The 25470-nt window shown below is 53.9% G+C and carries 37 protein-coding genes and 3 pseudogenes; 2 read left to right on the top strand and 38 right to left on the bottom strand.

The features are described from left to right. Nucleotides 1-144: 144 nt before the first annotated feature. Nucleotides 145-1791, bottom strand: a complete 1647-nt coding sequence (locus EI42_RS25070; protein ID WP_111325382.1) for a peptide ABC transporter substrate-binding protein — start codon at nucleotides 1789-1791, stop codon at nucleotides 145-147. A 395-nt stretch (nucleotides 1792-2186) separates the two neighbouring features. On the opposite strand from EI42_RS25070, the gene rocF reads away from it, so the two are divergent. Beyond that, nucleotides 2187-3080 (top strand): arginase, encoded by an 894-nt coding sequence (gene rocF, locus EI42_RS25065; protein ID WP_111325381.1) that lies wholly within the window; start codon nucleotides 2187-2189, stop codon nucleotides 3078-3080. 102 nt (nucleotides 3081-3182) lie between these two features. Beyond that, entirely contained in the window at nucleotides 3183-4124 is a 942-nt protein-coding gene (locus EI42_RS25060; RefSeq protein ID WP_111325380.1) for a branched-chain amino acid transaminase, read from the top strand. A gap of 64 nt (nucleotides 4125-4188) precedes the next feature. On the opposite strand, the gene EI42_RS25055 is transcribed toward EI42_RS25060, so the two are convergent. The 37 genes and pseudogenes from EI42_RS25055 to EI42_RS24875 all read right to left on the bottom strand — a co-directional run. Next, complete coding sequence (locus EI42_RS25055) at nucleotides 4189-5055, bottom strand: DUF2785 domain-containing protein (RefSeq protein WP_170142895.1); 867 nt, start codon at nucleotides 5053-5055, stop codon at nucleotides 4189-4191. A gap of 107 nt (nucleotides 5056-5162) precedes the next feature. After that, on the bottom strand, nucleotides 5163-5534 hold the full coding sequence (gene rpsI / locus EI42_RS25050) for a 30S ribosomal protein S9 (RefSeq protein ID WP_111325428.1): 372 nt from the start codon (nucleotides 5532-5534) through the stop codon (nucleotides 5163-5165). Nucleotides 5535-5588: 54 nt separating this feature from the next. Continuing rightward, nucleotides 5589-6059 carry a 50S ribosomal protein L13 gene (gene rplM, locus EI42_RS25045; protein WP_111325378.1) on the bottom strand — a complete coding sequence of 157 codons (471 nt, stop codon included), beginning with the start codon at nucleotides 6057-6059 and terminating at the stop codon, nucleotides 5589-5591. Beyond that, entirely contained in the window at nucleotides 6059-6850 is a 792-nt protein-coding gene (gene truA / locus EI42_RS25040; protein WP_111325377.1) for a tRNA pseudouridine(38-40) synthase TruA, read from the bottom strand. The genes rplM and truA overlap by 1 nt, the downstream gene beginning before the upstream one ends. A 45-nt stretch (nucleotides 6851-6895) precedes the next feature. Beyond that, nucleotides 6896-7522 (bottom strand): bL17 family ribosomal protein, encoded by a 627-nt coding sequence (locus EI42_RS25035; RefSeq protein ID WP_174843902.1) that lies wholly within the window; start codon nucleotides 7520-7522, stop codon nucleotides 6896-6898. 1 nt (nucleotide 7523) lies between these two features. Further along, nucleotides 7524-8507, bottom strand: a complete 984-nt coding sequence (locus EI42_RS25030) for a DNA-directed RNA polymerase subunit alpha (RefSeq protein ID WP_111325376.1) — start codon at nucleotides 8505-8507, stop codon at nucleotides 7524-7526. 190 nt (nucleotides 8508-8697) lie between these two features. Further along, nucleotides 8698-9324 (bottom strand): 30S ribosomal protein S4, encoded by a 627-nt coding sequence (gene rpsD, locus EI42_RS25025; protein WP_111325375.1) that lies wholly within the window; start codon nucleotides 9322-9324, stop codon nucleotides 8698-8700. Between the two features lie 43 nt (nucleotides 9325-9367). Continuing rightward, nucleotides 9368-9766, bottom strand: a complete 399-nt coding sequence (gene rpsK, locus EI42_RS25020; protein ID WP_111325374.1) for a 30S ribosomal protein S11 — start codon at nucleotides 9764-9766, stop codon at nucleotides 9368-9370. Between the two features lie 21 nt (nucleotides 9767-9787). Continuing rightward, complete coding sequence (rpsM, locus tag EI42_RS25015) at nucleotides 9788-10168, bottom strand: 30S ribosomal protein S13 (RefSeq protein ID WP_111325426.1); 381 nt, start codon at nucleotides 10166-10168, stop codon at nucleotides 9788-9790. Between the two features lie 69 nt (nucleotides 10169-10237). Further along, nucleotides 10238-10354: a 50S ribosomal protein L36 gene (gene rpmJ, locus EI42_RS25010; protein WP_111325373.1), complete on the bottom strand. Its 117-nt coding sequence runs from the start codon at nucleotides 10352-10354 to the stop codon at nucleotides 10238-10240. 232 nt (nucleotides 10355-10586) lie between these two features. Further along, nucleotides 10587-10808, bottom strand: a complete 222-nt coding sequence (gene infA / locus EI42_RS25005; protein WP_111325372.1) for a translation initiation factor IF-1 — start codon at nucleotides 10806-10808, stop codon at nucleotides 10587-10589. A 455-nt stretch (nucleotides 10809-11263) separates the two neighbouring features. Further along, nucleotides 11264-12019: a type I methionyl aminopeptidase gene (map, locus tag EI42_RS25000; protein ID WP_111325371.1), complete on the bottom strand. Its 756-nt coding sequence runs from the start codon at nucleotides 12017-12019 to the stop codon at nucleotides 11264-11266. A gap of 221 nt (nucleotides 12020-12240) precedes the next feature. Then, entirely contained in the window at nucleotides 12241-13002 is a 762-nt protein-coding gene (locus EI42_RS24995; RefSeq protein WP_246046330.1) for an adenylate kinase, read from the bottom strand. A gap of 18 nt (nucleotides 13003-13020) precedes the next feature. Next, entirely contained in the window at nucleotides 13021-14358 is a 1338-nt protein-coding gene (gene secY, locus EI42_RS24990; protein ID WP_111325369.1) for a preprotein translocase subunit SecY, read from the bottom strand. Between the two features lie 203 nt (nucleotides 14359-14561). Next, complete coding sequence (rplO, locus tag EI42_RS24985) at nucleotides 14562-15098, bottom strand: 50S ribosomal protein L15 (RefSeq protein ID WP_111325425.1); 537 nt, start codon at nucleotides 15096-15098, stop codon at nucleotides 14562-14564. Nucleotides 15099-15107: 9 nt separating this feature from the next. Further along, entirely contained in the window at nucleotides 15108-15290 is a 183-nt protein-coding gene (rpmD, locus tag EI42_RS24980) for a 50S ribosomal protein L30 (RefSeq protein WP_111325368.1), read from the bottom strand. Nucleotides 15291-15464: 174 nt separating this feature from the next. Next, nucleotides 15465-15959: pseudogene (gene rpsE, locus EI42_RS24975) on the bottom strand (30S ribosomal protein S5); the annotation flags it as partial. Nucleotides 15960-16013: 54 nt separating this feature from the next. Continuing rightward, complete coding sequence (locus EI42_RS24970; protein ID WP_170142903.1) at nucleotides 16014-16196, bottom strand: 50S ribosomal protein L18; 183 nt, start codon at nucleotides 16194-16196, stop codon at nucleotides 16014-16016. 264 nt (nucleotides 16197-16460) lie between these two features. Further along, nucleotides 16461-16538 (bottom strand): annotated as a pseudogene (locus EI42_RS34995) (50S ribosomal protein L18); the annotation flags it as partial. Nucleotides 16539-16818: 280 nt separating this feature from the next. Continuing rightward, nucleotides 16819-17394: a 50S ribosomal protein L6 gene (gene rplF / locus EI42_RS24960; protein ID WP_111325366.1), complete on the bottom strand. Its 576-nt coding sequence runs from the start codon at nucleotides 17392-17394 to the stop codon at nucleotides 16819-16821. Nucleotides 17395-17407: 13 nt separating this feature from the next. Beyond that, entirely contained in the window at nucleotides 17408-17803 is a 396-nt protein-coding gene (gene rpsH, locus EI42_RS24955; protein ID WP_111325365.1) for a 30S ribosomal protein S8, read from the bottom strand. 24 nt (nucleotides 17804-17827) lie between these two features. After that, the gene (locus EI42_RS24950) at nucleotides 17828-18013 is read right to left on the bottom strand and encodes a type Z 30S ribosomal protein S14 (protein ID WP_111325364.1); all 186 of its coding nucleotides are present in this window, start codon (nucleotides 18011-18013) and stop codon (nucleotides 17828-17830) included. Nucleotides 18014-18027: 14 nt separating this feature from the next. Beyond that, nucleotides 18028-18573 carry a 50S ribosomal protein L5 gene (rplE, locus tag EI42_RS24945; protein WP_111325363.1) on the bottom strand — a complete coding sequence of 182 codons (546 nt, stop codon included), beginning with the start codon at nucleotides 18571-18573 and terminating at the stop codon, nucleotides 18028-18030. Between the two features lie 5 nt (nucleotides 18574-18578). Further along, on the bottom strand, nucleotides 18579-18968 hold the full coding sequence (gene rplX, locus EI42_RS24940; RefSeq protein WP_246046331.1) for a 50S ribosomal protein L24: 390 nt from the start codon (nucleotides 18966-18968) through the stop codon (nucleotides 18579-18581). Between the two features lie 11 nt (nucleotides 18969-18979). Continuing rightward, the gene (gene rplN / locus EI42_RS24935; RefSeq protein ID WP_111325362.1) at nucleotides 18980-19348 is read right to left on the bottom strand and encodes a 50S ribosomal protein L14; all 369 of its coding nucleotides are present in this window, start codon (nucleotides 19346-19348) and stop codon (nucleotides 18980-18982) included. Beyond that, nucleotides 19349-19696: a 30S ribosomal protein S17 gene (gene rpsQ, locus EI42_RS24930; protein WP_111325361.1), complete on the bottom strand. Its 348-nt coding sequence runs from the start codon at nucleotides 19694-19696 to the stop codon at nucleotides 19349-19351. After that, on the bottom strand, nucleotides 19696-19902 hold the full coding sequence (rpmC, locus tag EI42_RS24925; protein ID WP_111325360.1) for a 50S ribosomal protein L29: 207 nt from the start codon (nucleotides 19900-19902) through the stop codon (nucleotides 19696-19698). Before rpmC ends, rpsQ begins: the two co-directional genes overlap by 1 nt. Continuing rightward, the gene (rplP, locus tag EI42_RS24920; protein ID WP_111325359.1) at nucleotides 19889-20320 is read right to left on the bottom strand and encodes a 50S ribosomal protein L16; all 432 of its coding nucleotides are present in this window, start codon (nucleotides 20318-20320) and stop codon (nucleotides 19889-19891) included. The genes rpmC and rplP overlap by 14 nt, the downstream gene beginning before the upstream one ends. A gap of 359 nt (nucleotides 20321-20679) precedes the next feature. Beyond that, nucleotides 20680-21339 (bottom strand): annotated as a pseudogene (gene rpsC, locus EI42_RS34020) (30S ribosomal protein S3); the annotation flags it as partial. A 17-nt stretch (nucleotides 21340-21356) separates the two neighbouring features. Then, nucleotides 21357-21707, bottom strand: coding sequence for a 50S ribosomal protein L22 (rplV, locus tag EI42_RS24910; protein WP_111325357.1), 351 nt, complete (start codon nucleotides 21705-21707; stop codon nucleotides 21357-21359). A 2-nt stretch (nucleotides 21708-21709) separates the two neighbouring features. Next, nucleotides 21710-21997: a 30S ribosomal protein S19 gene (gene rpsS / locus EI42_RS24905; protein WP_111325356.1), complete on the bottom strand. Its 288-nt coding sequence runs from the start codon at nucleotides 21995-21997 to the stop codon at nucleotides 21710-21712. Between the two features lie 4 nt (nucleotides 21998-22001). Beyond that, the gene (rplB, locus tag EI42_RS24900) at nucleotides 22002-22838 is read right to left on the bottom strand and encodes a 50S ribosomal protein L2 (RefSeq protein ID WP_111325355.1); all 837 of its coding nucleotides are present in this window, start codon (nucleotides 22836-22838) and stop codon (nucleotides 22002-22004) included. Nucleotides 22839-22850: 12 nt separating this feature from the next. Continuing rightward, nucleotides 22851-23147: a 50S ribosomal protein L23 gene (gene rplW / locus EI42_RS24895; protein ID WP_111325354.1), complete on the bottom strand. Its 297-nt coding sequence runs from the start codon at nucleotides 23145-23147 to the stop codon at nucleotides 22851-22853. Nucleotides 23148-23161: 14 nt separating this feature from the next. Beyond that, the gene (gene rplD, locus EI42_RS24890; RefSeq protein ID WP_111325353.1) at nucleotides 23162-23863 is read right to left on the bottom strand and encodes a 50S ribosomal protein L4; all 702 of its coding nucleotides are present in this window, start codon (nucleotides 23861-23863) and stop codon (nucleotides 23162-23164) included. 5 nt (nucleotides 23864-23868) lie between these two features. Beyond that, a complete protein-coding gene (gene rplC / locus EI42_RS34015) occupies nucleotides 23869-24666 on the bottom strand; it encodes a 50S ribosomal protein L3 (RefSeq protein WP_346268201.1) in 798 nt (265 codons plus the stop codon). Between the two features lie 234 nt (nucleotides 24667-24900). Then, nucleotides 24901-25218, bottom strand: coding sequence for a 30S ribosomal protein S10 (rpsJ, locus tag EI42_RS24880; protein WP_111325352.1), 318 nt, complete (start codon nucleotides 25216-25218; stop codon nucleotides 24901-24903). Between the two features lie 78 nt (nucleotides 25219-25296). Further along, on the bottom strand, nucleotides 25297-25470 hold a 174-nt coding region (locus EI42_RS24875), incomplete at its 5' end, for an EF-Tu C-terminal domain-related protein (RefSeq protein ID WP_487248051.1).

Genomic DNA, 25470 nt, shown 5'->3' with positions numbered 1-25470 from the left:
GAACAAAAAAGTATAATGAGAGCGCATAGGAAAACCCGCCCTGTTTTGGGCGGGAATGCCTTTCAAAATCCATCCACAGTATAACACCAGACTTTCATTGCTTTCAAGCCGAACGCGCGTTAGTCTGGTCGGTCATTACCGCGATCAGTGTTGTAAAAGAGCGACCTCTGACCAGTCTCCAAAATAGAGCCCGGCGGCATTCAGACTGACCCCTTTGAGCCAGGAAGGAATGATCGCAGCCTGCGTATGATGTCCGAGTGGCAACCAGCCAGCTTCCTCGATCGCGAGCCTTTCAGCCTGCTGATACAGGGCCAGGCGCTCATTGCCTGTCCTGGTCTCAGCCTCTTTCACCAGCCGATCAAACTCAGCGTTCTTCCATAACCCCTCACTCATAGGAGAAGAAGAACAGAGATTGGTATACAGCCAGTCATAGGGATCAGGGAAATCCGCCCTCCACTGTGTAAACCCGAGCTGGACCTGGTGCTGACGAACCTCCTGGTTATATGCCATTGTCTCCATTGCGCGGAGCTCGACATTGATGCCGAGTGCCTCCCGCCACATTTTGCGTAATGTACCCGCTTCTCCTGAGGTCATTTGTGCACTCGGATATGAGAACGTTACATCAGGGAATTTAGTCACATCCGGGTAGACTGTTTGCAGGAGCGACTTTGCTTTCGTTGGTCCATAGGGAATGCCGGTCGCATCAGGCTGATAGCCCGGAATACCCGGCGGCACAATCGTCGGGGCAGGGATAGCGGCATTCTTCCACATTGAAGCGGAGAGCCCCTGTTTATCCAGCGCATAGGCAAAGGCCTGACGCACGGCTTTATTGTCAAACGGCGGCTTTGTCGTATCAAAGAAAAGCAGACTGGTCTGAGCCAGAGAAGCGCTGGTAAAGCCTTTAATCACACGAGCATTATTCTGATCGCCCTGAGAGATCTTCCAGATAAAACTATACTGTCCGGCCCGGAACGCCTTCAAAGCCACCACAGGATCATTGATAAAGAGCATATCAACCTGTTTTAACTGTGTCTTTTTCCCATAATAGAACGGGTTTGGCTCAAAGACCATCTTCACATTATGGAACCATTGCTTCACCCGCAGCGGTCCCGTGCCAACGGCCTCCCCCGCAACATGCAGCGACCAATTTTGCTGTCCATAACGCTCGATGAGTTTCTTATTCACCGGCATAAACACGCAATTTGTTAGAGCAGAGAGAAAATAAGGAGCGGGTCGAACCAGCGTTACCTGCAACGTATGTGCATCCAGTGCCCGCACGCCACTGAGCTCCTTTGTCTTCCCCGTCACCACGGCCTCGCTTCCCTCAATGATTTCAAGCAGAGAAGCATGCGGAGCTTGCAGTTCCGGCCAGAGCGCTCTGGACCAGGAATAGAGATAATCGCCAGCCGTCACCGGAGAGCCATCGGAGAAACGCACTCCGGATTTGAGATGAAACGTATAGGTTTTGCCATCAGGGGAAATATCCCAGGTTGCCTGATCTGGAAGCACATTAAGATTCTTGTCCAGCCTGACCAGGCCGCTATAGAGCATCGAAGCAATCAGACGCGTATTCTCATCGGCGATCAGAGCAGGGTCAAGGGATGCAGGATCGGAAATACCTACATTTGGATATTTCAAGACTTGTTCCGCCGCAAGGGGCGATTGAGCATTCGACGTCTTTCCGCTACTTCCACCAGAGCTACAAGCAGTAACCACCGTCAGCAGCAGCAAGCAAGAGAGCAGCAGTGAGGAGGCACGCCTGAACCGCCCGGGTGATCGAAAAGAAAACATCGGGGTGTACCTCACTTTCCGCAACAAGAAAAAAATCGCAGCATGCAAAAATCCTCATATCATCAAGCCTGCGCTAACAGTCCGCCTTGCCGCCTGTCCGGGCGCCCCCGGCTCTTCCAGTATCCCGGGAACTGGCATAACATGTCTCGCGGGCAACTAAACTATTTCAGGATCTCACTCCCTGGTTTTCTGTTTTGCATCAAATAATTCCTACCTGATTGTAGAACGTATACATGAAAAGGATTATACCAATGCAAGCGTGCAGACAACCAATGGTACCCCATTCAGAGCCATGCGCATTGGATACACGAAATAACCATAGACAAACGGTAGAGCAATGACTATAATGGGGATAGAAAAATAACATTGTTCAATGTTGAACAAGAGGTTTCTATATGCGTATCCGTGTTATTGGCGCTCCCATGGATCTGGGAGCAGATCGACGCGGCGTAGATATTGGTCCAAGCGCAATTCGCTATGCCGCACTGAACGAACAACTTCGACGTCTCGGCTACAGCGTTCATGATATAGGCAACATTCACATTCCTCAGCCGGAAAGCCGCCCGGTCGGACATCCAAAGCTCAAGTATCTTGAACCAATCGTTCAAGCATCAGAAGAACTTGCCGATACAGTCGAGCAGGCATTGCAGGACGGAGAGTTCCCCTTGATTCTTGGAGGGGACCACAGTATTGCACTCGGCTCGATCAGCGGTGTTGCCAGTGTGCATAAGAACCTTGGCGTCATTTGGGTTGATGCCCACGCCGACTTTAATACAGAAGAAACCACCCCCTCAGGCAATATTCATGGTATGATTTTAGCAGCACTGTCCGGGTTGGGCAACCACAAGCTCACCCATATCAAAGGATGGGCTCCAAAGATCAAGCCAGAAAATATTGTGATTGTTGGGGCGCGTGACCTTGACAACGAAGAAAAAGCGCTGTTACGGCAGCACCATGTAAGCGTCTTCACGATGTCGGACATCGATCATTACGGCATCTTTGAGGTAAGCAAACGGGCAGTTGAGATAGCGGGGCGCAATGGCCGCCCGATCCATCTGAGCTTTGATATGGACTCAATCGACCCACGTGAGGCCCCGGGAGTGGGGACACCAGTGCGGGGCGGCTTGAGCTATCGGGAAGCTCATACCGCAATGGAGGTTCTTGCCGACTCACGACAAATCGTCTCGATGGATATCGTAGAAGTGAATTCTATTTTGGACCACGAAAATTCGACCGCCCGGCTTGCTGTCGAGCTTATCCTGTCGGCCCTCGGGAAAAAGATCTTGTAAGGCGCTCTTTGCTCTGCCTGTCACTTGTAGTAGAAGATATCCAAGCAACAGACAAAGGAGGATGCAGGGGGCCGCAACGGCGCTGCTCTCTGCCAGAAGCGTATGGGTGCAAAAGTCCTTTTTATGAACGGGGATTTTCTCCCTTTTGAACAGGGGACAATATCCGTTCGCACACATGGTTTTGCTTATGGGACTGGCTGCTTCGAGGGAATTCGAGGCTACTGGAACGCAGAGGATCAACAGATCTACCTGTTCCGGCTTCGCGAGCATTTTGAGCGACTGGAACGCTCCTGCAAGATCCTACAAATGTCTCTCCCCTACACAGTTGATGAGTTTATCGAAATCAGCACTGAGCTGGTTCGGCGCAACGGGCAACGCGAGGACGTGTATCTGCGCCCGGTGATCTATAAAAGCGATCAGATTATCGGCGTACGTCTTCACGGCCTGAAGGACGATTGCATTATCACCTCTGAGCCACTGGGAAACTACATTGAGATTACCGGCTTGCGCTGTGGTGTCTCTTCCTGGCGGCGTATAGATGATAACGCGATCCCGGCCCGTGCAAAAGTGTGTGGTGGCTACGTGAACGCAGCGCTTGCTAAGAGCGAAGCCCTTCAGAACGGCTTTGACGAAGCCATTATGCTCACCAACGAGGGACATGTGTCAGAGGGAAGCGCTGAAAACATTTTCCTCTATCTTGATGGAGAACTCGTCACCCCGGCCCCCTCAGAAAACATCCTCCTCGGGATTACGCGCGACACCGTTATACAGGTAGCGCAGCGCGAACTCGGGATTCCAACCCGTGAGCGTGTGGTTGATCGAACAGAGCTCTATAACGCAGATGAGGTCTTCCTGTGTGGCACAGGAGCACAGATCGCACCCGTTATAGAGATCGATCGCCGCCCTATCGGTACCGGCAACGTTGGCCCGATCGCGACCCGGTTGCAAGAACTCTACTTTGACATCGTGCGCGGCAAGCGAGCGGAGTACCGCAAGTGGTGTACCCCGGTGTACAGCCTTGTGAGCGCCGAGAATACCGACTAAAATGAAGCCAAGCATGCTGGCAGGCTGTTGATGTCTGCCAGCATTGCTTTTTTTCATATCCTCTTCAGGAGAGCTCATAAAAGCCAGTATCCATCTCACGCAAGATCTGAACGAGTTCATACACCAGCGCCTGAGCAATGGCAGGAGGACGCTCAACCAGGGTAAGTTGAAAATAAAGGCTACGTAAAAACGTCTGCGTATTGTGAAAAGCGCTTACCCGTTCTTCACTGGTATATTCCTGTGTCCAGGAAAATTCCAGTCCGGGAGGTTGGGCCAGCCGCCGCAACCACAGCTTCAGGTCTTCTCCGTTCAGCAGATCGCGCCGCAATATGCCCATCACGGCATAGGCCAGACGCTCATCTTCGCGATAGAGGTATACAAACGGAATCGGTTCTGTTATCAGATCAGCGATAGCGGTCAAAATACGAATAAGATCAGCCCTTTGCATATATCGATTCTGCGCCAGCGTCAGCAACAGATCAGCCGCGTGAGCGATAGCATGCGCCCATCCCTTACCTGGCACATACCCGCGACGATCCTGCTCGGCCCGAAAATAAAGCAGCGCGGCTTCCAGACAGGATCGAATTTCCTCCTCGGTCAGGAAGGGATGCTCATTGTCATATTCGAGCACACAAGCCAGGATCAAGACCGAGAATGAGCGGAGGAAGACCGTATCAGTCTCGTACTCCCCAAGGCCAACAGTAAGCTGTTCTTCCATGCGACGAGCAAGCGAGCGCAGCTCTGCGGGAGTATAGAGACCGCGTTCGATCCAGCGAGCGAGGATCGAATAGGACAGCGTATCGCGCAACTCGGGATCACTTGAGCCAAGCGCGGGCAACAAAGCAGAGAGTAGAGAGGTTGCAGAATAGCCATCAGGAACATCATAATCCTGATTCTGGATGGAAAGCCAGAAAGACTTATCCTCCACCATACAAGCTCCTTCACACATTGAATGTAGTGGTTAAAAAAAACCCTGCCAGGGCAAAACACTGGCAGGGAGCATATGCATTTTCTGTTTGAAAGATAAGCACGGAGAAACTAACGCTTCGTGTACTGAGCAGCCTTACGAGCGCGTTTCAGACCAGGCTTCTTTCGCTCCTTCATGCGAGGATCGCGGGTCAGGAACCCGGCTTTACGCATAGCCGCCTTAAAGTCGGGATTCATGCGAACCAGAGCGCGAGCCAGACCGTGGCGAATGGCGCCAGCCTGACCGCTCGTGCCACCGCCCACAACACGGACGGTGATATTGTACCCGTCAAGATTCAACTCGCGGAAGGGAGCCGTGATCGTAGCAAGCAAAGCATCGCGGCCACCAAAATAATCGTTGGCGGCTTTGCCGTTGACCGTCACGCTACCATCACCGTTTGGGAAGAGGCGCACGCGGGCGACCGCCGTCTTGCGCCGTCCCATACCGTAGTAGTAGTCACCTCTATTGGTATCTGCCAAGGTAGGATCTCCTCTTCTTTACTTCTCCTGACCGGCCTGCTGCAACAGGGACTGAGGGCCTGTCCAGGTAACCGGCTTCTGAGCCTCATGTGGATGTGTTGGGCCAGCATAGACTTTGAGTCGCTTCATAATATCTTTGCCCAGGCGATTATGCATCACCATGCCACGAACAGCATGCTCGATAGCGCGTTCCGGGAAGCGACCGGAGAGGCGCTGACGCAGCGTCTCCTGTTTCAAGCCGCCGGGGTATTGAGAGTGGCGATAGTACACCTTCTGATCGAGGCGCTTGCCAGTAACAGCGACTTTTTCGGCGTTGACCACAATCACAAAGTCGCCGCAATTCATATGCGGAGTGAAGGTGGGTTTGTGCTTGCCGCGCAAGATCTGCGCGATCTGCGATGCCAGGCGGCCCAGCACCTGCCCCTCGGCATCAATGACATACCATTTGGGTTGCAGATCAGCGGCCTTGGCGCTATATGTCTTTCTCATTATGCATTAACTCCAAATTTTTCAGGATACTCAACCCGTACCAGACACAGCCCATGCGATGGAGCCGCTGAACCAGGGTGCGTCTTCTCGGCCCGTCGCACAATCTCGGCGAACTCCGCCACGCTTAGTCGTTTCTGACCGACCAGGAGCAGAGTGCCGACCATTCTGCGAACCTGCCCCGTGAGAAAGGCGTTGGCAGAAAAATCACAATAGATAAGTTCTGGTTGTACCGGATCACGCGTGCAACGGGCCTCCAACATCGTACGAATACAATGATGTGGTCCTGGTTTTGTCGGGTCAGAGTCATAGGGGCTATGACCAAAGGCCCCAAAATCATGAGTCCCGAGCAAAAACTGACACGCCTCTTGCATAAGCGCAACATCCAGCGCGCGCGGGCAAAACAGCGTATAGCGGCTCCGCAACGCGGTAGGAGCGGCATCATTCCAGATCGAATAGCGATAGGAACGGCTCAAGGCGCTAAAGCGGGCGTGGAAAGTCTCGGGGACTTCCCGAACCCAGCGAACCACAACCGTATCAGGCAGAACGGCATTGAGAGCGCGACGCCAGGCGTCAGGACGCAGCAGCTTCTGCGGGCGGAAGTTGATCACCTGTCCGCTTGCATGCACGCCAGCATCGGTTCGTCCTGCGCTGGAAACGACCGAGAAAGCCCCGGAAATCCGCTCAATCGCAGTTTCCAGTACACCCTGTACCGTTGCACCGTGGCTTCTGGGCTGACGCTGGAAGCCATGATAGTCGGTACCATCATACTCAATACCGCACGCAATATTCATACGTCAAATCAGGTAACGCACCAGGGTGCGCCCTTTCAAAAAAGCTTAGACAAGGGCGATCTGAGCGATTTCAGCGGCATCACCCTTACGGCGACCAAGTTTGGTGATACGAGTATAGCCGCCGCGGCGATTGACATAGCGCGGAGCCAGTTCCTCGAAAATCTTCTTTACCACCAATTCATCGGGCAGGGCCTTCAGAATTTTGCGGCGCGCGCGGAGCTCAATCACCATAGCCTGGTAAGCCGCATTCAGCGCCTTCTCCGCCTCATCTTCGTTGGAGATGATCTTCAAGAGTTCTTCGCGGCGAGCAGCAAGCTTGTCCTCAAGGAACTTGCGTCCCTTCTCGGTCAGAGGAGCTTTCAGCTGGGCGGCGCGCTCCTCATTGCTGGCAATAGACGCCTTGAGAGAGAAGCGGCCCTTGCGAGCGAAAGCCAGGATCTGCTCGGCCTTTTCTTTATCGGAAACAACAGAGGTCAGGTAGTCCCATGCCTGCTGGCGGCCCTGAACCGCTGCGTAGATCAATTTTTCCGCTTCAGCGCGAATAGCACGCGCGCGTGCTTCAGTTGTTTTAATGCGGTCATACCGAATGAGGCCAGCCATCAGATTGCGGCGCGCAGAACGGCGGCGCGGCTCAGGCATGCTCATCCGGTTTCCGGCAACTCGGTGCCTCAACTCATTCCTCCATTTCGTGATCGCCGTCCAAATCGGCCCCAACAGCACTGGTGCGAGCATTGGGCAAGAAGTTGCGAGCAAGCAAACGTTCGCGCAGCTCCTGTAAGCTCTTCTCACCGAAATTGCGCACACCAAGAAGATCTTCTTCATTCATCGAGAGGATCTGTCCAACCTTTGTGATGTTACTGCGTTTGAGGCAGTTATAGGCGCGGACCGAGAGATCCAGTTCCTCGATGGGAGTATCATAGATCTTCTGAGGGATGGGCAAGCTGCTCAACGGAGCCTTCTCAGGCTCAGGCAAGGACGCACGGTAGTTCGCCAGCAAAGTGAAGTGGCGTACCAGGATGTCCGCGCTTTGCCGCAGAGCTTCATCCGGCGTGATCGTACCATCCGTATTTATTTCAAGAACGATTTTATCGTAGTTGGTCATCTGACCGACACGAGTATGCTCAACCGTATAGTTGACCTTTTGCACCGGGCTAAAAATGGCATCGACCGGGATCACACCAATCGGCTGATCTTCCTTCGAGTCGGCAGGAACATAGCCCCGTCCAGTCTCAACGACCAGTTCCATATCGAGATGGGCATTTTCATTATCCAGGGTCGCAATATGGAGGTCGGGGTTGACAATCTCTACCGTACTGGGAGCAACAATATCGGCAGCCGTAACCTCGCGCTCACCGTTTACCTCAAGGCGCATAGAAACGGCATGGTCAGAGAAACTGCGCAGACGCAGCTTCTTGACGTTCAGCACAATATCGGTGACATCCTCCATAACGCCGGGGATATCCTGAAACTCATGCTGAACCCCTTCAATGCGAATCGAGGTCACTGCTGCACCGGGCAAAGATGACAGCAGAACACGCCGTAGCGCGTTGCCCAGGGTCATACCGTACCCCGCCTCTAACGGCTCGATATCGTAACTTGCATAATTCCCTTGTGTCTTTGTATTTTTAATCCGAGGCAGAGTAATGTTGTCTAGCAAGGTTCTAACCCGCCTTTCTTTTTCTACCAGAGTTCGTCCCTAACACTGACCCCTTCTACCCAATGCTGCCAGTCAAGCCGCATTGCGAAGGGATCAGATAGCGAAACCGCAGGTAGTCCAAGAGCTTCTAACATCCCTGAGCGCCTTCGAGAGGAAGGGGACAGGGACAGACCCACCGCGACTCAACGTGTTACCGCTGATAGTACTCAATAACGAGCTGTTCATCAAACGGCAGCTCAAGTTCTGCTCGTGAAGGCAGAGACAGGACCCGGCCAGAAAGCGCATCTTTATCCAGGGAAAGCCAGGAAGGAATGCTCTTCTGATCGAGCAGGAGAGCACGAGCCTTGAAGTACTCCATGCTCTTGCTGTGCTCGCGCACAGTGATTACATCGTTCGGCTTGGCAATGAAGGACGGAATGTCCGTCTTGCGTCCATTGACCTCGAAATGGCCATGATTGACAAGCTGGCGCGCCTGCGCCCGAGAGTCGGCGAAGCCCAGACGATAGACAAGGTTGTCAAGGCGCATCTCCAGGATCTGGAGCAGGTTTTCGCTGGTCTTACCAGGGCGGCGGGCGGCTTCCTCAAAGTGCTTGCTGAACTGGCGCTCAAGCACCCCATAGGTGCGGCGAACCCGCTGCTTCTCACGCCACAACTTGCCGTACACGGATTCCTTACGTGCGCGACTCGCACCATGCTGACCGGGGCGAGTGCTGCGTCTATCGAGAGTGCATTTCTGGATGCACTTGTCACCTTTTAAGAAAAGTTTTACCCCCTCACGCCTGCACAGCTTGCAGACCGGGCCGGTATAACGTGCCATCTAAATGATTCCTCCTCACACGCACAGCATGATAACAGCAAGCTTAGACACGACGCCGCTTCGGCGGTCGGCAGCCATTGTGCGGAATAGGTGTAACGTCGGTAATCGAAGTCACGGTCAGCCCTGCGGCCTGCAAAGAACGAATTGCAGCTTCGCGACCGGAACCCGGTCCTTTCACAAAAACATCAATCTGCTTGAGACCGTGATCCATTGCTTTACGAGCGGCATTATCAGCCGTTACCTGAGCAGCATACGGGGTGCTCTTACGCGAGCCTTTGAAGCCCTGAGCGCCAGCGCTACCCCAGGCAATAACGTTACCGTTGGGGTCGGTAAGAGTAACAATGGTATTGTTAAAGGTTGCTTGAATATGGGCCTGTCCACGTGGCACAGACTTGCGCTCACGCCGCCTGACCCTGCCAGTAGTCTTTTTCTTGTCTGCCATTCTTTCTCACTCTCTCCCGCATTACTTCTTCGTGGCTTTCTTCTTGCCAGCAACAGTCCGTTTTGGCCCACGGCGAGTGCGCGCATTCGTGCGTGTGCGCTGTCCTCGCACTGGAAGGTTGCGACGATGGCGCATGCCACGATAGCAGCCAATCTCGATCAGCCGCTTGATGTTCATATCAACTTCGCGGCGCAGATCACCCTCAACCTTGTACTCGCGGTCAATTACTTCACGCAGGCGATTGACTTCTTCTTCGGTCAGGTCTTTTACACGAGTGTCCGGATTAATGCGAGTCTTTTCCAGAATCTTGCGGCTTGTCGTCAGCCCGATTCCATAGATATAGCACAGCGAGATTTCCACACGCTTTTCGCGGGGAATGTCAACGCCAGCAATTCTTGCCATCTTTCCCTCCAGCATCAGGCTTTCTTCAGTCTCACCCATGGGCAAGACGAGAAGCCTACTACGCCTTTTTTAGCCTTGCTTCTGTTTATGCTTTGGATCTTTACTACAGATAACCATTACCACACGATGGCGACGAATGATCCTGCAACCGTCACAGCGTGGTTTTACAGAGGCGCGAACTTTCATGAATTTGCCCTCCTCAACAATCTATCGACACTTGCGCTTTTTCACCGGCCCCACCCTCCAGCACGAAAGAGCGGCATGCAGGCAAAAAGGAAGCATGACAACGCGTCTTTTCTGTTCTTGCGCTTTGCTTGCTTCCAGAAAACGCTGAATACTCTACGTTTCACCACTCAATGCCCCAGGTGATTTCAGGCATCAGTGGCGTCAGGATATAGAAGGATGCCTTAACTCCACATCAACCTTTCACACGCCATGTAATGCGGCCTCGCTTCAGGTCATACGGGGATAGCACAACTCTGACCTTGTCGCCTGGAACGATACGCACAAAATTCATGCGAATACGTCCTGAGAGGACAGCCAGGACCTCGTGATTCTCGTTAATCTTCACTTTGAACATGGCATTTGGAAGGGCCTCTACAACAGTACCCTCTACTGAAATTTCGTCACTCTTAGGCATAGCATCCTTTCCTGATTGCGGACAGACTTTTTTTCTACTCTATCTCTGTTCCGGCTTGCAAGGAGAGCACATATGGCAGCCAACACATGCGCCTGAAAAGCCCCAGAACAGAAAGTCTTTCTCCGCTCAAAACACCGTTCGCCCCACGCCCGGGGTTTCGGCTTTTACCAGTTTCGTCTGTTCTACTTCTTGAGGTACTACTTTTCAGCATTCTTGCCGCATTCGGAGCGGGCGCGTCCACTGTTGTGCTTGTCGGACGAACCGAGAACGCGGAGCGCACACGGATAGTTTCTGATCCATCCGAATACAGGGCAGAATCAAAACTTCGATACTCTTAGAAGTACAAAAGGGCAGCAGTACCTACTGCTGCAGCCAACTACGGATTATAGCATACTTTCCATTGGACGTCGAGAGGGGGGAAGCACCCTCGGAAAAAAGAGCGTTCCGTTTCTCTCTTACGCTCCCAGTGTCAGGATTTCCGCGTTTCCATCCGTGATAGCCACAGTATGCTCAAAATGAGCCGCATACCGACCATCGGCAGTGACGACTGTCCAGCCATCATCCAGCTCGCGGGTTGCCTCGGAGCCCAGAAGGACCATTGGCTCAATCGCGATCACCAGACCGGGCCGCAGTCGCATATTCGGATAGGCGGGCTCAACATAGTTCAGCACATCGGGGTCCTCGTGCATGCTACGACCGATCCCATGCCCACCATACTCGCGAATCAGCGAATAGCCAGCAGCCTCAATGTGGTGCTGAATCGCTCTGCTGATATCATGCAGACGATTTCCAGCCTGGGCAGCAGCGATTCCCCGGTACAAGGCATCCTCTGTCACCTTAAGCAGGCGTTTGGCCTCCGCAGAGACAGAGCCAACCGGAACCGTGACTGCGGAGTCGGCATACCAGCCCTGGTAGCTGGCAGCCAGATCGAGCGTGATAATATCACCCTCCTGCAACACACGTGGTCCGGGAATACCATGTACAACCTCTTCGTTTACAGACGTACAAATAGAAGCAGGGTAACCATGATAGCCCAGAGAGCCTGACTTTGCGCCAAAGCGTTTCAGGGCCTCTGCTGCCAGATGATCCAGTTCCGCAGTCGTGATACCGGGACGCACCGCAGAGCGCAGCTCGGCGAGGATGGCCGCAATAATGCGTCCGGTCTCCCGGATCTTCGCACACTCTTCCTTTGATTTGAGAATAGGTGCCATTGTTTCTCTTCTTCATCCTCCATCAGTGAGACCCTGAAGCATGTGCGGGCCTCAGGATTACAAGCAGGAACACGGCTGCAACCGGATCAAATACATACACTCTACAGAAGAGCGCTCTCCCCTCATTATCACGAGGGGAGATATCTTTCTTCACGAGACTTTGCGTGAAAACAGCGCATTTGTCAAGAGGGGTACCCTGTATCGACAGGGTACAGCCCGCCTTACTCGCGCTCTTTCTCGCCCACCCGCTCCATAATAGCGGAGTAGAGCTGCTGATGGACCGCCTCAATCGAGCGATTTCCATCAATTTCAATTAACTTTCCCTGCTGTTGATAGTAATCGAGCAGGTGGATTGTCTCGCCAAAGAAGATGTCAAGCCGACGTTGTATCATTTCGCCGCGATCATCCTCGCGCTGATACAATTCACTCCCATCAATATCGCAGACTCCCGGAACTTTCGGGGGATTGGTGCGAATATTGTAGGGATGCTGATGGGCCCGGCAGATATAGCGTCCCGAGAGGCGCTCGACCAGAACGTCGCGGGGCACCTGTAGATAGACAGCACAATCGACCGAGCGAGCTGCACTTGCCAAACCTCTGTCTAAAGCCTGAGCCTGTACAATCGTGCGCGGAAAGCCATCAAGGAGGACGCCACGGGCACAATCGGGAGCACTGAGACGCTTGAGAATCATAGCGACCGTAATATCATCGGGGACGAGTTCCCCGCGGTCAAGATATTCTTTTGCCTGTACACCCAGTTCCGTTTTGTCCGCAATCGCCTTACGAAACAGATCACCACTAGCAACGTGGGGAATACCAAGTTTGTGAGCGAGCCTTTCGGCTTGCGTTCCCTTTCCGGACCCCTGAGCACCGATCAGGATGATATTCACGATTTTCCTCCGACGGAATTGAAGGGAGTGCGCCGTTGCACTCCCATACAAACGCCTACCAGACCAGAGATGGAAGTGCAGTGAAACAGCCACTGCTCCGGCTGACTCCCCTTAGGATAGGAAACCAGAATAGTTACGCATAACCATCTGAGATTCCAGTTGTCGTACTGTATCCAGAACAACGCCCACAACAATCAAGAGAGACGCCGTTCCCAGTAACTGGCTGCCACCCACATTCGCAATAAAGGGGAGGACCGCAATGATACCCAGGAACAGAGCGCCGCCAAGCGTGATGCGGTTCAGGATCGCATACAGGTAATCGCTTGTTGGCTGACCGGGACGATAACCAGGAATGAACGCTCCCTGTTTTTGCAGGTTTTCTGGAATATTCTGTTGTTGCCACATCACATAAGCATAGAAGTAGGTAAAGGCAACAACCAGCAGGCCATAGATCAGCCAGTAGTACCAGAGACCGGGGTTGACAAGCCAGGTCGAAACCCAAATAGAAGCATCTTTCAGCCAGGTAATACTACTGGTTGTCAGGAATTTAGAGATCACCGCCGGGAAGAGCATCATAGACTGAGCAAAGATCAGCGGGATCATACCAGCACTGTTGACCTGCATGGGAATGTAGGTGGTTTGCGCCGAGCCTACCAACAAGCCTCTACCAACCATGCGCTTCGTCGGGTATTGAACCGGGATACGGCGCTGTCCCAGGTAAATATAGACGATAGCGACCAGAGTCACCAGAGCGATCAGCACAAAAATGCCGATACTGACGATGCCACTGCCATTGCCTCCACTGGAGGTGGCAGAAACATAGCCCTGATGGACAGTATTCGGAATCCGGCTCACGATATTGCCAAAAATGACAATGGAGATCCCGTTTCCGATACCCTTTTCCGTAATCAGCTCACCGAACCAGACCAGGACAAGCACGCCGGCGGTGAGAGAAAAGAGGATTGAGTATGACTGCAACGCGTATTGCGGGTCAACAAGGCTGAAGTGCTTCAGCACATTCTGCTGCTGATACAGAGCACACTGTCCGACCGCTTGCAGAAACGCAAGAGGAACGGTGACCCAACGAGTGATCTGGCTAAAGCGCAGGCGTCCGGCTTCTCCTTGAGAGGCAAGATTCTGCAACGCCGGGATAATGGGTTGCAGGAGCTGCATAACGATAGTGGCAGTGATATACGGATACACACTCAGCGCAACAATCGAAAAGGTTTGCAGGGAGCCGCCAGAGAAAATATCCAGCAGACCCAGAAGCTGGCCGAGATTGGGGTCCGTTTTGCCCTGGAAGAGAGCAACCAGAGCCGTTCGCTCTTCCCCGGTCAGGGGAATCGTGATATGGGCCAGGACACGGCAGAGAATCAACATGCCTAGCGTGAAAAGGATTTTATTGCGTAGATCGGGTACTGTCCAGATGCTACGCAGCTTTTCCCACATGGGAGCCTCCTTTCACGTCACCAGACGCCGCGGGTAGCAGTAAAGCGCCTGCCCGCCTTGCAAGCAGTACAGGGTCCCTGGCGCAGATGCGTGTTGCAAGATTTCCAACCGCCATTCACCCCGAGAGCCCGAGAGCAGGCACCCGAGGGAAGGGCTGGAAGACAAAGCCTCACAGAGACAACAACGAGCAAGAGGCCAGGGAATTACTCCCCGGCACCCTGCTGATTCGCGGTTGCAGCCTTGTCGTCTTTGCGGCGTTTGGTCTTCGGATAGACCTTCGTCGGGATGATCTCGACTGTACCACCTGCCGCTTCGATCTTCTCACGTGCGCTGGCCGAGAACTTATGGGCATACACCGTCAAAGGACGATCAATTTCGCCTTCTCCCAGAATCTTAATCAAGCCACGGCTCTGCGCCTTCGTAGCCAGATCCTGTGCAACCAGATCCTCGGGGCGCACCTGGGAGCCTGCTTCAAACTGATTAAGGGCTACAACATTTATTATAGTATATTCATCGCGGAAAGGGGCATTGCTATTGCCCTGACCACGAACGAACGACAAACGCTTTGACAGGCGGTTCTGGCCGCCATTAAAAGCGCGATGGATTTTGCCACCGGAACGCGCCTTCTGACCCTTGGTACCTCGTCCGGCAGTTTTGCCACGACCGGAGCCGTGGCCGCGACCAACGCGACGCTCGGACTTATGTGAACCAGGGGCGGGCCGCAAATTGGAAAGTGTAATCGGGCTCACTTATTCCGTCTCCTCAACCTGCACCAGGTGCTGCACTTTACGAATCATACCACGAATCGTGGGCTGATCTTCATGCTCAACAGTGTGCTGGAGCTTGCGAAGGCCCAGCGAACGAATCGTATCCTTCTGATCTTGTGGGTAGCCGATTGCGCTCTTTACCCATTTAATACGTAGTTTTGGCATTGCATTCTCCTATCGACGGCGCTCGCCACCGGAACGGCGCTCGCGGCGCTCACCGCCACGGCGACCGGCAGCGCGGCTCTCACGTGCCTCTTCCTCGCGGGCAGCTTTTGCAGCGGCGGCCTGCTCAGCAGCGGCAGTAGCGGCGGCGGCCAGTTGCTCGGCGCGTTTCTTGCCCAGGATATCGGCAACGGTCTTGCCACGGCGGGCAGCCTCTTCATCGGGAGCGCGCAGCTCACGCAGGGCCTTCATGCACGCCTGCACCGTATTCGCCTTATTGGTGCTACCAAGCGTCTTCGTCAAGATATCGCGAATGCCAGCAGCCTCAACAACAGCACGTACCGCACCACCGGCGATAACGCCGGTACCAGGAGCAGCAGGCTTTAACAGAACCTCAGAAGCGCCAAAAGTTGTCTTAATCAGATATGGAATCGTTGTGCCAGACAGAGGAACTTCCACGAGATGCTTTTTCGCATCCTCGACAGCCTTGCGGATAGCCTCTGTATACTCGCTGGCCTTACCAAAGCCGAAGCCCACATGACCGTTGCGATCACCGACCACTACCAGGGCACGAATGCTGAAGTTTCGGCCACCCTGGACCACCTTGGAGACGCGGCTGACTTCCACCACAGTCTCTTCCAGGTTCAGTTTTGATGCATCTATTCTCGCCATATTTCTCCTTGCCTTGTTCGTTAAGGCATCCTCCAAAAAGGCTTTTCCGTGGCCTTAGAAATCCAGACCCGCTTCACGAGCGCCTTCAGCGAGTGCTGCGACTCGCCCATGATAGGCATAGCCTCCACGGTCAAAAACCACCTGCTTCACACCTTTTTCCTGTGCGCGCTGAGCCAGCAACTTGCCAACTTCACGTGCAAGAGCAACCTTCCGGTTACTGGCGATTGGAGCCAGCATCTCGACCGGAGTTCTCTTCGGCTTTTTCTGGGCGGCAGGGAGAGCAGTCGGAGCAGCGGGCTGCTGCTTGCCTTTTGCCGCTTTCTTCGCTGCCTTTTTGCTGGTGGCTGCCTCTGCCGCCACTTCCTCAACAGCGACAATCTCTTCTTGCTGCGCTACCTCTGGCTGAGCGGCAGGGGCCGCGGGTTCAGGCTGGAAGCCACGCAGGCTCTCCTCAATTGTCGAAGCCGAAACCAGCGTGTGGCCCGTAGTATCATCGATCAGCTGTGCATAGATATGCTTTCCGCTGCGGAAAACGTTCAAGCGTGGACGTGCCGTAGTGCCCTGTAGATGGCGTCTCATCCGCTGGTGCCGCCGCAGCCGCGCCTGATTTGCATGAAACTTCTTAATCATAGTTCAGGTGCGAAAGTTCGCAAGTGCGAGCTCTCGCATCTCCTTTCTTTCTCAGAGAACACAGAGTAGTGGGAACAGACATGAGAGACGTGGTCGGCACTACGTTTCTCTTTGCTCAACACCACCCTTTGCCTACAGAACCACAGAGTTTTTCAGGCTCCGGGCGCCGTACAACAGCGACTTTCTCGCGCTCTGTACCGTGCGCCCCGGATATATTCAAGATAAGAGCTTACTTCTTCTTGCCGCCGACTTTACCGGCCTTACCGGCCTTCATGCGGATCTTCTCGCCAGCATAGCGAATGCCCTTCCCTTTGTAGGGTTCAGGCTTGCGAATCCGGCGAATGCTGGCTGCCAGTTCGCCAACCAGCTGCTTATCAATACCGCTCACGCTGATGCGGGTTGCCTTCGTGCCGGGATCGGTGCCCTCAACATTCAGAGTGATGCCAGCGGGGGGCTCCACCTCAACGGGATGAGAGTAACCGACCAGGATCACCAGGTTATTTCCCTGCTTCACCGCGCGATAGCCGACGCCATGAATTTCCAGTTCTTTCTTAAAGCCTGTGGTAACGCCAACTACCATGTTGCTAATCAGCGTGCGATACAGGCCGTGCTTTGAGCGATGCTCCTTGCTGTCGGAAGGGCGATCGACAATGAGCTTGCCATCTTCCAGCTTAAGAATCAGAGCCGGATCGATCTTGCGCGAAAGCTCTCCCTTCGGACCTTTTACCGAAACAACATTATCTTCGGTCCAGTTCACCTGCACACCGGGTGGTACTGGGATTGGAGCCCGTCCAATACGAGACATACAATACCTCCCTCTACCAAACGTAGCAGATGACCTCGCCACCGAGACCCTGCTTATAGGCTTTAGAGCCAGTCATCAGGCCTTGCGGCGTCGAGAGAACGGCAATCCCCAGACCACCGCGGACCCGAGGGATATTCATACGCTTGGTGTACACTCGCAGGCCCGGCTTGCTGACGCGCTTGAGCTCGTTCAGCACCGGCTTCTTGTCGACATACTTGAGTGTCAGACGAAGCGTGCCCTGCGGATTATCTTTCAAGATCTCGATATCTTTGATATAGCCTTCTTCTTTGAGCACACGCGCAAGCGCCAGCTTCATTTTCGACGCTGGAATCAGTACGCGAGTGTGCCGTGCTCTTATCGCATTGCGAATACGAGTAAGCATATCCGCAATGGGATCGGTCATGTTCATGGAATCTCCTCCACTAAATCGCGACTACCAGCTCGATTTCGTGACGCCGGGCAACTCACCGCGAAGCGCACGCTCACGGAAGCAGATGCGGCACAAGCCGAACTTACGCATATATGCACGGGGTCGACCGCAGACCTGACAGCGGTTATGCTGCTGCACCTTGTATTTGGGCTTGCGGAGCGACTTCATAATCATCGAAATTTTTGCCATTTTCGCCCTCCAGATTATCGCTTCTTAAAGGGCATGCCCATCAAAGAGAGCAGCCGTCGGCCCTCTTCATCAGAAGAGGCCGTTGTTACAATAGTAATCTCCATACCGCGGAGTTTGTCGACCTTATCGTAGTCGATTTCCGGGAAGACCAGCTGCTCCTTCAGACCAAGCGTATAGTTTCCGCGGCCATCAAAAGCCTCTGGCGAAACACCCTGGAAGTCGCGCAAGCGGGGCAGCGCAACATTCATCAGTTTATCCAGGAAGTAATACATCCGCTCACCACGCAGGGTCACCATGCACCCGATCGGCATCCCCTCACGCAATTTGAAGGAAGCGACCGAGCGTTTTGCCCGCGTGATCACGGGACGCTGCCCGGTGATAACAGCCAGGTCAGAGACAGCGGCATCCATCGCCTTCGCGTTCTGGATTGCCTCGCCCATGCCGATATTGATAACAACTTTATTGACGGCAGGGACCTGCATCGGATTTTTGTAGTTAAACTCCTGTTGCAGGGCTGGCACAACCTCCTGGCGATACTTTTCTTTCAAGCGTGCTGCCATGACGTTTAACTACTCCTCGTCCGATCCTGAATAACTTTACCACACTTTTTGCAGACGCGCACCGGGCGCATTTTCTTATCCTGTCCCATCTCGCGACGCTCAATGCCCACACGGGTGGGGGTATTGCACTCAGTGCACTTGAGCATCACGTTCGAGACATGAATGGGCATCGCCTTCTCAATGATGCCGCCCTGCTGTGTCTGTCCTCGCGGCTTCACATGTTTCTTGACGGTATTAAGGCCTTCAACAATGACCTTATTCATCTGAGGGATAGCCCGCGAAACTGTTCCCTCTTTCCCCTTATCCTTGCCGGCCAGAATCAGGACGGTGTCGCCCTTCTTAATGCGCAACTTTGCAAGGTGCAAGGGTTTTTTGATTTTCTGCTTTACTGCCATTTCTTCCCTCGCTACAGCACTTCAGGTGCAAGCGAAACCAAACGCATAAAGTTCTTCTCACGTAGTTCGCGAGCGACGGGGCCAAAGATACGGGTACCACGCGGGTTGTTACCAGGAGCCAGAATGACGGCTGCATTCTCGTCAAAGCGAATATGCGACCCATCTTTACGGGCATATTCTTTTGCGACGCGTACAACCACCGCGTTGACCACATCACCCTTTTTCACCTGTCCGTTTGGTGTTGCTACTTTTACAGAGGCCTTAATAATGTCGCCCACTTCTGCATACTTCTTTGCAGAGCCGCTCATCACCCGGATGCACATAATTTCTTTAGCTCCGGTATTGTCGGCCACCTTCAAGCGTGTCTGTGGCTGGATCATTTACTCTTCTCCCTCCGCCGACTGCTCAGCTTCATCTTCGGCCAGAACCTCTTCGACGGGTACAATGCCAGAACCACGCTGAAGGATTTCAACCAGCATCCAGCGCTTGGTTTTGCTCAGCGGGCGGCTCTCTTCGATGCGAACGAGGTCGCCAGGCTGACAGGCGTTATTCTCATCGTGCGCATAAAACTTCTTGGTCTGTTTATATCTTCGCTTATAGATGCGATGTTTTTTCAGGGATTCGACTTCGACGACAATCGTCTTGTCCATCTTATTGCTGACCACACGCCCGACCTTCTGCACACGGCGCGTAGAGACAGGCGTGGTGTTTGCGACTTGCTGCGTCATTATTCTTTCTCCAACATCGATAGACGATGCAACAGGCGTGCGATATCTTTCCGGGTTTGCGCAAAAACACGAGTATTTTTCACTTCTCCACGCTGTTGTTGTAAGCGGAGATTGAACAGCTTCTGCCGTGCCTCTTTGAGTTCCTTTTGCGCCTCAGCGATATTCATTTCGCTGATCTGCTTTTTGCGTTCGCTAAGCTTCGACACTCTCCGCCTCCCCTCGTGTGATAAAGCGTGTTTTGATCGGAAGCTTGTGGCTGGCAAGACGGCAGGCCTCTTTCGCGATTTCCTCGCTCACACCTGCGATCTCGAAGATAACGCGCCCGGGTTTAACAACGGAAACCCAGTGATCGACAGCGCCTTTACCGCTACCCATGCGGGTTTCAGCAGGTTTGGCGGTGATTGGCTTATCAGGGAATACCCGGATCCAGACTTTACCGCCGCGCTTCATATAACGGGTAAGCGCGATACGAGCGGCCTCAATCTGGCGGGCTTCCAGCCAGCAAGGTTCAAGCGCCTGCAAACCGAAGTCGCCAAAGGCAAGGGTTGCACCACGAGTGGCAACCCCTTTCATGCGACCACGATGCTGACGACGATACTTAGTTCTCGATGGTGCCAGTAACATGGCTTCGCTCTCCTCTACTCGCTCTGCGTGCCTTCGGACTGTGTTTTCGGCTCAGCAGGAGGTGGTGTCTGTGCCTGAGGCTGCTGCACTTCGGAAGGCTGTGCTGCCCGCGGCTGTCTCTCCCCCTGTGGGCGTGGACCGCGAGGTGCTCTCGGCGGACGGGATCTCTCACCCTGCTGACGTGGCCCTCGCTCGCCAGGTGCACGACGGCCCTGGGGGCGCTCACCACCACGTGTTCGGTCTCCCTGAGGACGCTGACCACGTGTGCCGCCCTCGCCTCTGCGGCGTTCTGGACGGCGTTCGCCAGTCTCGCGCGGGGCGGAAGGTTGAGCAACGCCTGCACCAGCAGTGAGGGCCTCACGGCGCTTGCTGGAGAGGATGTCCCCGCGATAGATCCAGACTTTCACACCGATAACACCAAATGTCGTATGCGCTTCGGCAAGACCATAGTCGATGTCAGCACGCAGGGTATGCAGAGGAACACTGCCCTCTACTTCCTTTTCTGTGCGGGCGATTTCCGCGCCACCCAGACGGCCACCAGCAATGACCTTAATGCCTTTTGCGCCGGCACGCATGGATTTCTGAACAGCCTGTTTCATAGCACGCCGGAAGGCCACGCGCTTCTCAAGCTGATCAGCGATGGTGCGTGCTACCAGATATGCATCAAGCTCAGGCTGTCGGATCTCGATGATCTCAATGCGGACGCGTTTCTGCGTCTTCGCCTCAAGCAAGCGCTTCAGGTGTTCGACCTTTTCGCCGCTGCGCCCGATCACGATACCGGGTTTCGCGGTATTGATCTTCACCAGCACTTGCTTTGGTGCTGCACGCTCGATCTCTACACGAGAGATCGCAGCGTCAACACGAGCCCCGGAGGCACCGGAAAGCTCTTTACTGATAATGTTGCGGATAGCAAAGTCTTCCGCTAGAACGTCTTTATAATTCCGCTCGGCATACCAGCGGGACTGCCAGCCTTTTACGACGCCGAGCCTGAACCCTATGGGGTGTACCTTCTGTCCCAAGAGTATCCTCCTCTAACTTAGCGGCCTGCGTCCGCCGGGTCGTCCGAGACGATGACCGTCACATGGCAGAAACGGCGCAGCATGCGGGCTGCTCGGCCATGTGAACGTGGCTTCACACGCTTAATGCGGAATGAGTCATCCGCCACAATATTCAAAATGTACAGGTCATCTGGATTCAGATTGTAGTTGTTCTCCGCGTTTGCCGCTGCTGAGGCTACCACCTTCCGTACAGGCTCCGCACCTGCGTTGGGCAAGAACTGAAGAACAGCCAGAGCCTCATTCACGCGAAGCCCTTTCACCGCGTTTGTAACCAGACGCATTTTGCGCGGCGATATGCCGAGATCTCTAGCAATAGCTCTGACTTGCATCTCTACCTCACCGAAGTGGTCTTTTCATTCTTGCCACCCGCATGACCACGGAAATGCCTTGTGGGGGCAAATTCTCCTAACTTATGACCCACCATATTCTCGGTTACATAAACCGGCACATGAGTCTTTCCATTATGTACAGCAATAGTCATTCCGACCATTTCAGGAAAAATCATGGAAGCGCGAGACCAGGTTTTAATTACGCGTCTCTCGCCGCTGCGTCTGAGCGCAAGAACCTTTTTCCTGAGCGATTCGTGTATGTACGGTCCCTTTTTTCTTGAGCGCGACATTTACTTACTTCCTCCTGCCCGCATTGCGACGGCGAACAATGAAGCGATCAGTGCGTTTGTTCCTACGAGTCTTGAAGCCCAGCGCAGGTTTGCCCCACTTCGTCTGAGGCTTACCACCAATCGGTGCACGACCCTCACCACCACCATGAGGATGGTCCCGCGGGTTCATCACCGAGCCTCGAACGGTCGGGCGGCGGCCCATGTGGCGGGCTCGACCGGCTTTACCAATCGTCAGGTTCTCATGATCCACATTTCCTACCTGGCCGACGGTTGCCATACACTGGATATGAACATATCGCTGCTCACCAGAGGGCAGACGCAGAAGCGCGTAATTTCCCTCTTTCGCCATAAGCTGGATGGCGCTACCGGCACTGCGGCCAAGCTGACCGCCCCGGCCAATTTCCAGCTCAATATTATGAAGAGTCGTACCGGTCGGAATATTCTTTAACGGCAGCGCATTGCCAGGGCGAATCTCGGCCTCAGGGCCGGCCATCACCTGGTCGCCAACCTTCAAACCAACGGGCGCTAAAATATAGCGCTTTTCACCGTCCAGATAATGCAGCAGCGCGATATTGGCTGTGCGGTTCGGATCGTATTCGATCGCTGCGACGCGAGCAGGAACGCCCAACTTATTGCGCTTAAAATCAATCAGACGATAGGCACGCTTTGCCCCACCGCCACGATGTCGCGTCGTAATCTTACCCTGATTATTGCGGCCAGAGTGCTTTTTCAGCTTAACGGTCAGTGACTTCTCTGGCTTTGTCTTTGTGATCTCCTCGAAGGTCGAGACAGACATGCCACGACGCCCGGGAGACGTTGGTCGATACTGTTTAACTGGCATCTTCTCTATCCCTTACGCCTTCAATGCGTCGATTGTCTGTCCTTCGCTCAGGGTGACAATCGCCTTTTTCCACTCGCGCGCCTCAATCGGTCGAGGGTACGCCCCTCTTCTGCGGAGCAGGCGAGCCTTACCAGGCATGCGCATGATGTTGACTTTCTCAACCTTCACATTAAAGAGCGTCTCAATAGCACGACGAACGTCCACTTTCGTAGCTTTCAGTGCCACTTCAAACGTATATTTGTTCTGCTCTTGCTGCTTCACCGTCTTCTCGGTGACAATTCCGCGGCGCAGCACTTCTGTGATTTCCACAGTTTCCCTCCTCGCTACGCTTCGCTACCAGACTCAACCGGAGTCTCTTCAGCGATCTTTTTGCTGGCTTCCTCGGCGCTCAGACCTTCGCCAAAGACCAGTTCAATCCATTTCACGGTTTTAATCGGCATGACCACAAAATCATGCTTGAGCAGTTCCACGACGTTGATCGAGGAAACATGCTGCACTTTCGCCGTAGGAATGTTACGCGCCGACAGAACAACGTTTTCGTCACGCTGAGGCAGCATCATCAGCACGCGCTTGCCCTCGCTCGTTGGGAGTTTCTCCAGAATGGCGAGCATATCTTTGGTGCGCGGCTGCTCAAGGCTCAAATCGTTGACAATGATCAGATTCTCATTCGCCAGCTTATCAGATAATACCGAACGAATAGCCAGACGGCGCATCTTCTTGGGCACATCCTGATGATAGGGATGCGGCTTCGGTCCGAACACGGTGCCGCCACCACGGAACTGCGGTGCGCGGGTGCTACCCTGGCGAGCGCGGCCCGTCCCTTTTTGCCGATACGGTTTCTTATTACCACCCGAAACCTCTGCGCGCGTCTTGGTCGAGGCTGTTCCCTGACGGCGGTTGACGAGCTGTGCCGTCACTACCTGATGCAATACAGCCATATTCGGAGTAATTCCGAAAACCTGCTCGCTCAGTTCGAGCTTATCTACGGCCTCTCCGGCCAGATTATACACTGTTGTCGAAGGCATGTCGGTTACCTCATCACATGCTTCTTAATCATGAGCAAGCCGCCATTGGCACCAGGCACAGAACCTTTTACCACCAGCAGGTTACGCTCAGGATCAGACTGTATGACTTGCAATTTCTTCGCGGTCACGCGTGCATTTCCCATTCGACCAGCCATACGCGTGCCTTTGAGTACACGACCCGGAGTAGTTCCAGAGCCAATTGAACCAGGAGCTCTCCAGCGGTCAGACTGACCATGAGTGCGGGGACCACCACCGAAACCGTGGCGCTTCACGACACCCTGGAAGCCCTTACCTTTGGACGTTCCCACGATATCCACAACTTCGCCATCATTGAAGATGCTGGCATCAAACACTGTCCCCAGTTCCACTTGCTCCGGGGTAATGCCTTCTTGCAGATGTACCTCACGCAGTACACGGAACGGGCCGAGTTCCGGTCCCGGGCGGCGCTGGCGATTCTCAGAAATCTTGAGCAGTTTGCGCATCTGCTTGCTCAGTTTCTCCTCGCCCTCTTCGCTCTTCTCAGTGTTGGCCTTCTGCTCTTGCTGATAAGCCTGTAACTGCTTTCGCTGTGCCTTCAGTAGTGGCAGGCTGTGTCCGAGATGTCCCAGAACAGGCCGTGTAACATTCTTCGTTGTGACCTGCTCAAAACCAATCTGGACCGCATCATAGCCATCGCGGTCAGCCTTCTTGATCTGGGTGACGACGCAGGGGCCGACTTCAATAACCGTCACCGGGATGACTGATCCGTTCGGTCCAAACACCTGGGTCATGCCGACCTTCCTGCCCAACAACGCATTTAACATACTCTTTTACCTCATCCTATACATTCAGCGCTCATGCTCAATTGTAGATGGACACATGATCCTGAATGCCATTACTCATCTGTAGGGACCCGCATTGTATCGTCGCCACTTTCACCGAGCCGTGGCATCGAAAAAACACAATAATGCCCTGAGCACTGGTTTCTTCTCAGAAATTCAGGCCCGGTTACTCGCTTCGTGTACTTTCGGTCACTACAGCCGTCAGGTTTTTGTTTCCTACAGCTTGATCTCGATGTCTACGCCTGCGGGCAGATTTAAATGAGTCAGGGCTTCGACAGTCTTGTTTGTGTGATCCACAATATCAATCAGGCGTTTGTGCGTGCGAATCTCGAACTGATCGCGAGCATCCTTATCAATAAAGGTGGAGCGCATCACCGTATACTTGTTAATTTTCGTGGGCAGAGGCACTGGTCCAGAGACCCGAGCGCCGGTTCGCTGTGCGGTATCCACAATTTGCATTGCCGACTGATCGAGAATGCGGTGATCAAACGCCTTGAGGCGAATGCGAATTCGCTGTTTTGTTCCCGTTGCCATTTCTTTCTCCTGGAAATGGTCTCTCACAGGGGAGGAGAGGCTATTGTGACAGCCTCTCCTGATTTATCTGCAAGAAACCTATTCGATAACCTGGGTGCAGTAGCCAGCACCGACGGTGCGTCCACCTTCGCGGATGGCGAACTTCACGCCCTCTTCCATTGCGATACCGTTTATCAGCTCCACCGTCATCTCGATGTTGTCACCAGGCATCACCATCTCTACCCCTTCCGGCAGCTGGATGGACCCGGTCAC

Origin of the sequence: Thermosporothrix hazakensis (assembly GCF_003253565.1) — a bacterium.
GTDB classification, from domain to species: domain Bacteria; phylum Chloroflexota; class Ktedonobacteria; order Ktedonobacterales; family Ktedonobacteraceae; genus Thermosporothrix; species Thermosporothrix hazakensis.
This window is presented reverse-complemented; position numbering and strand designations above follow the sequence as displayed.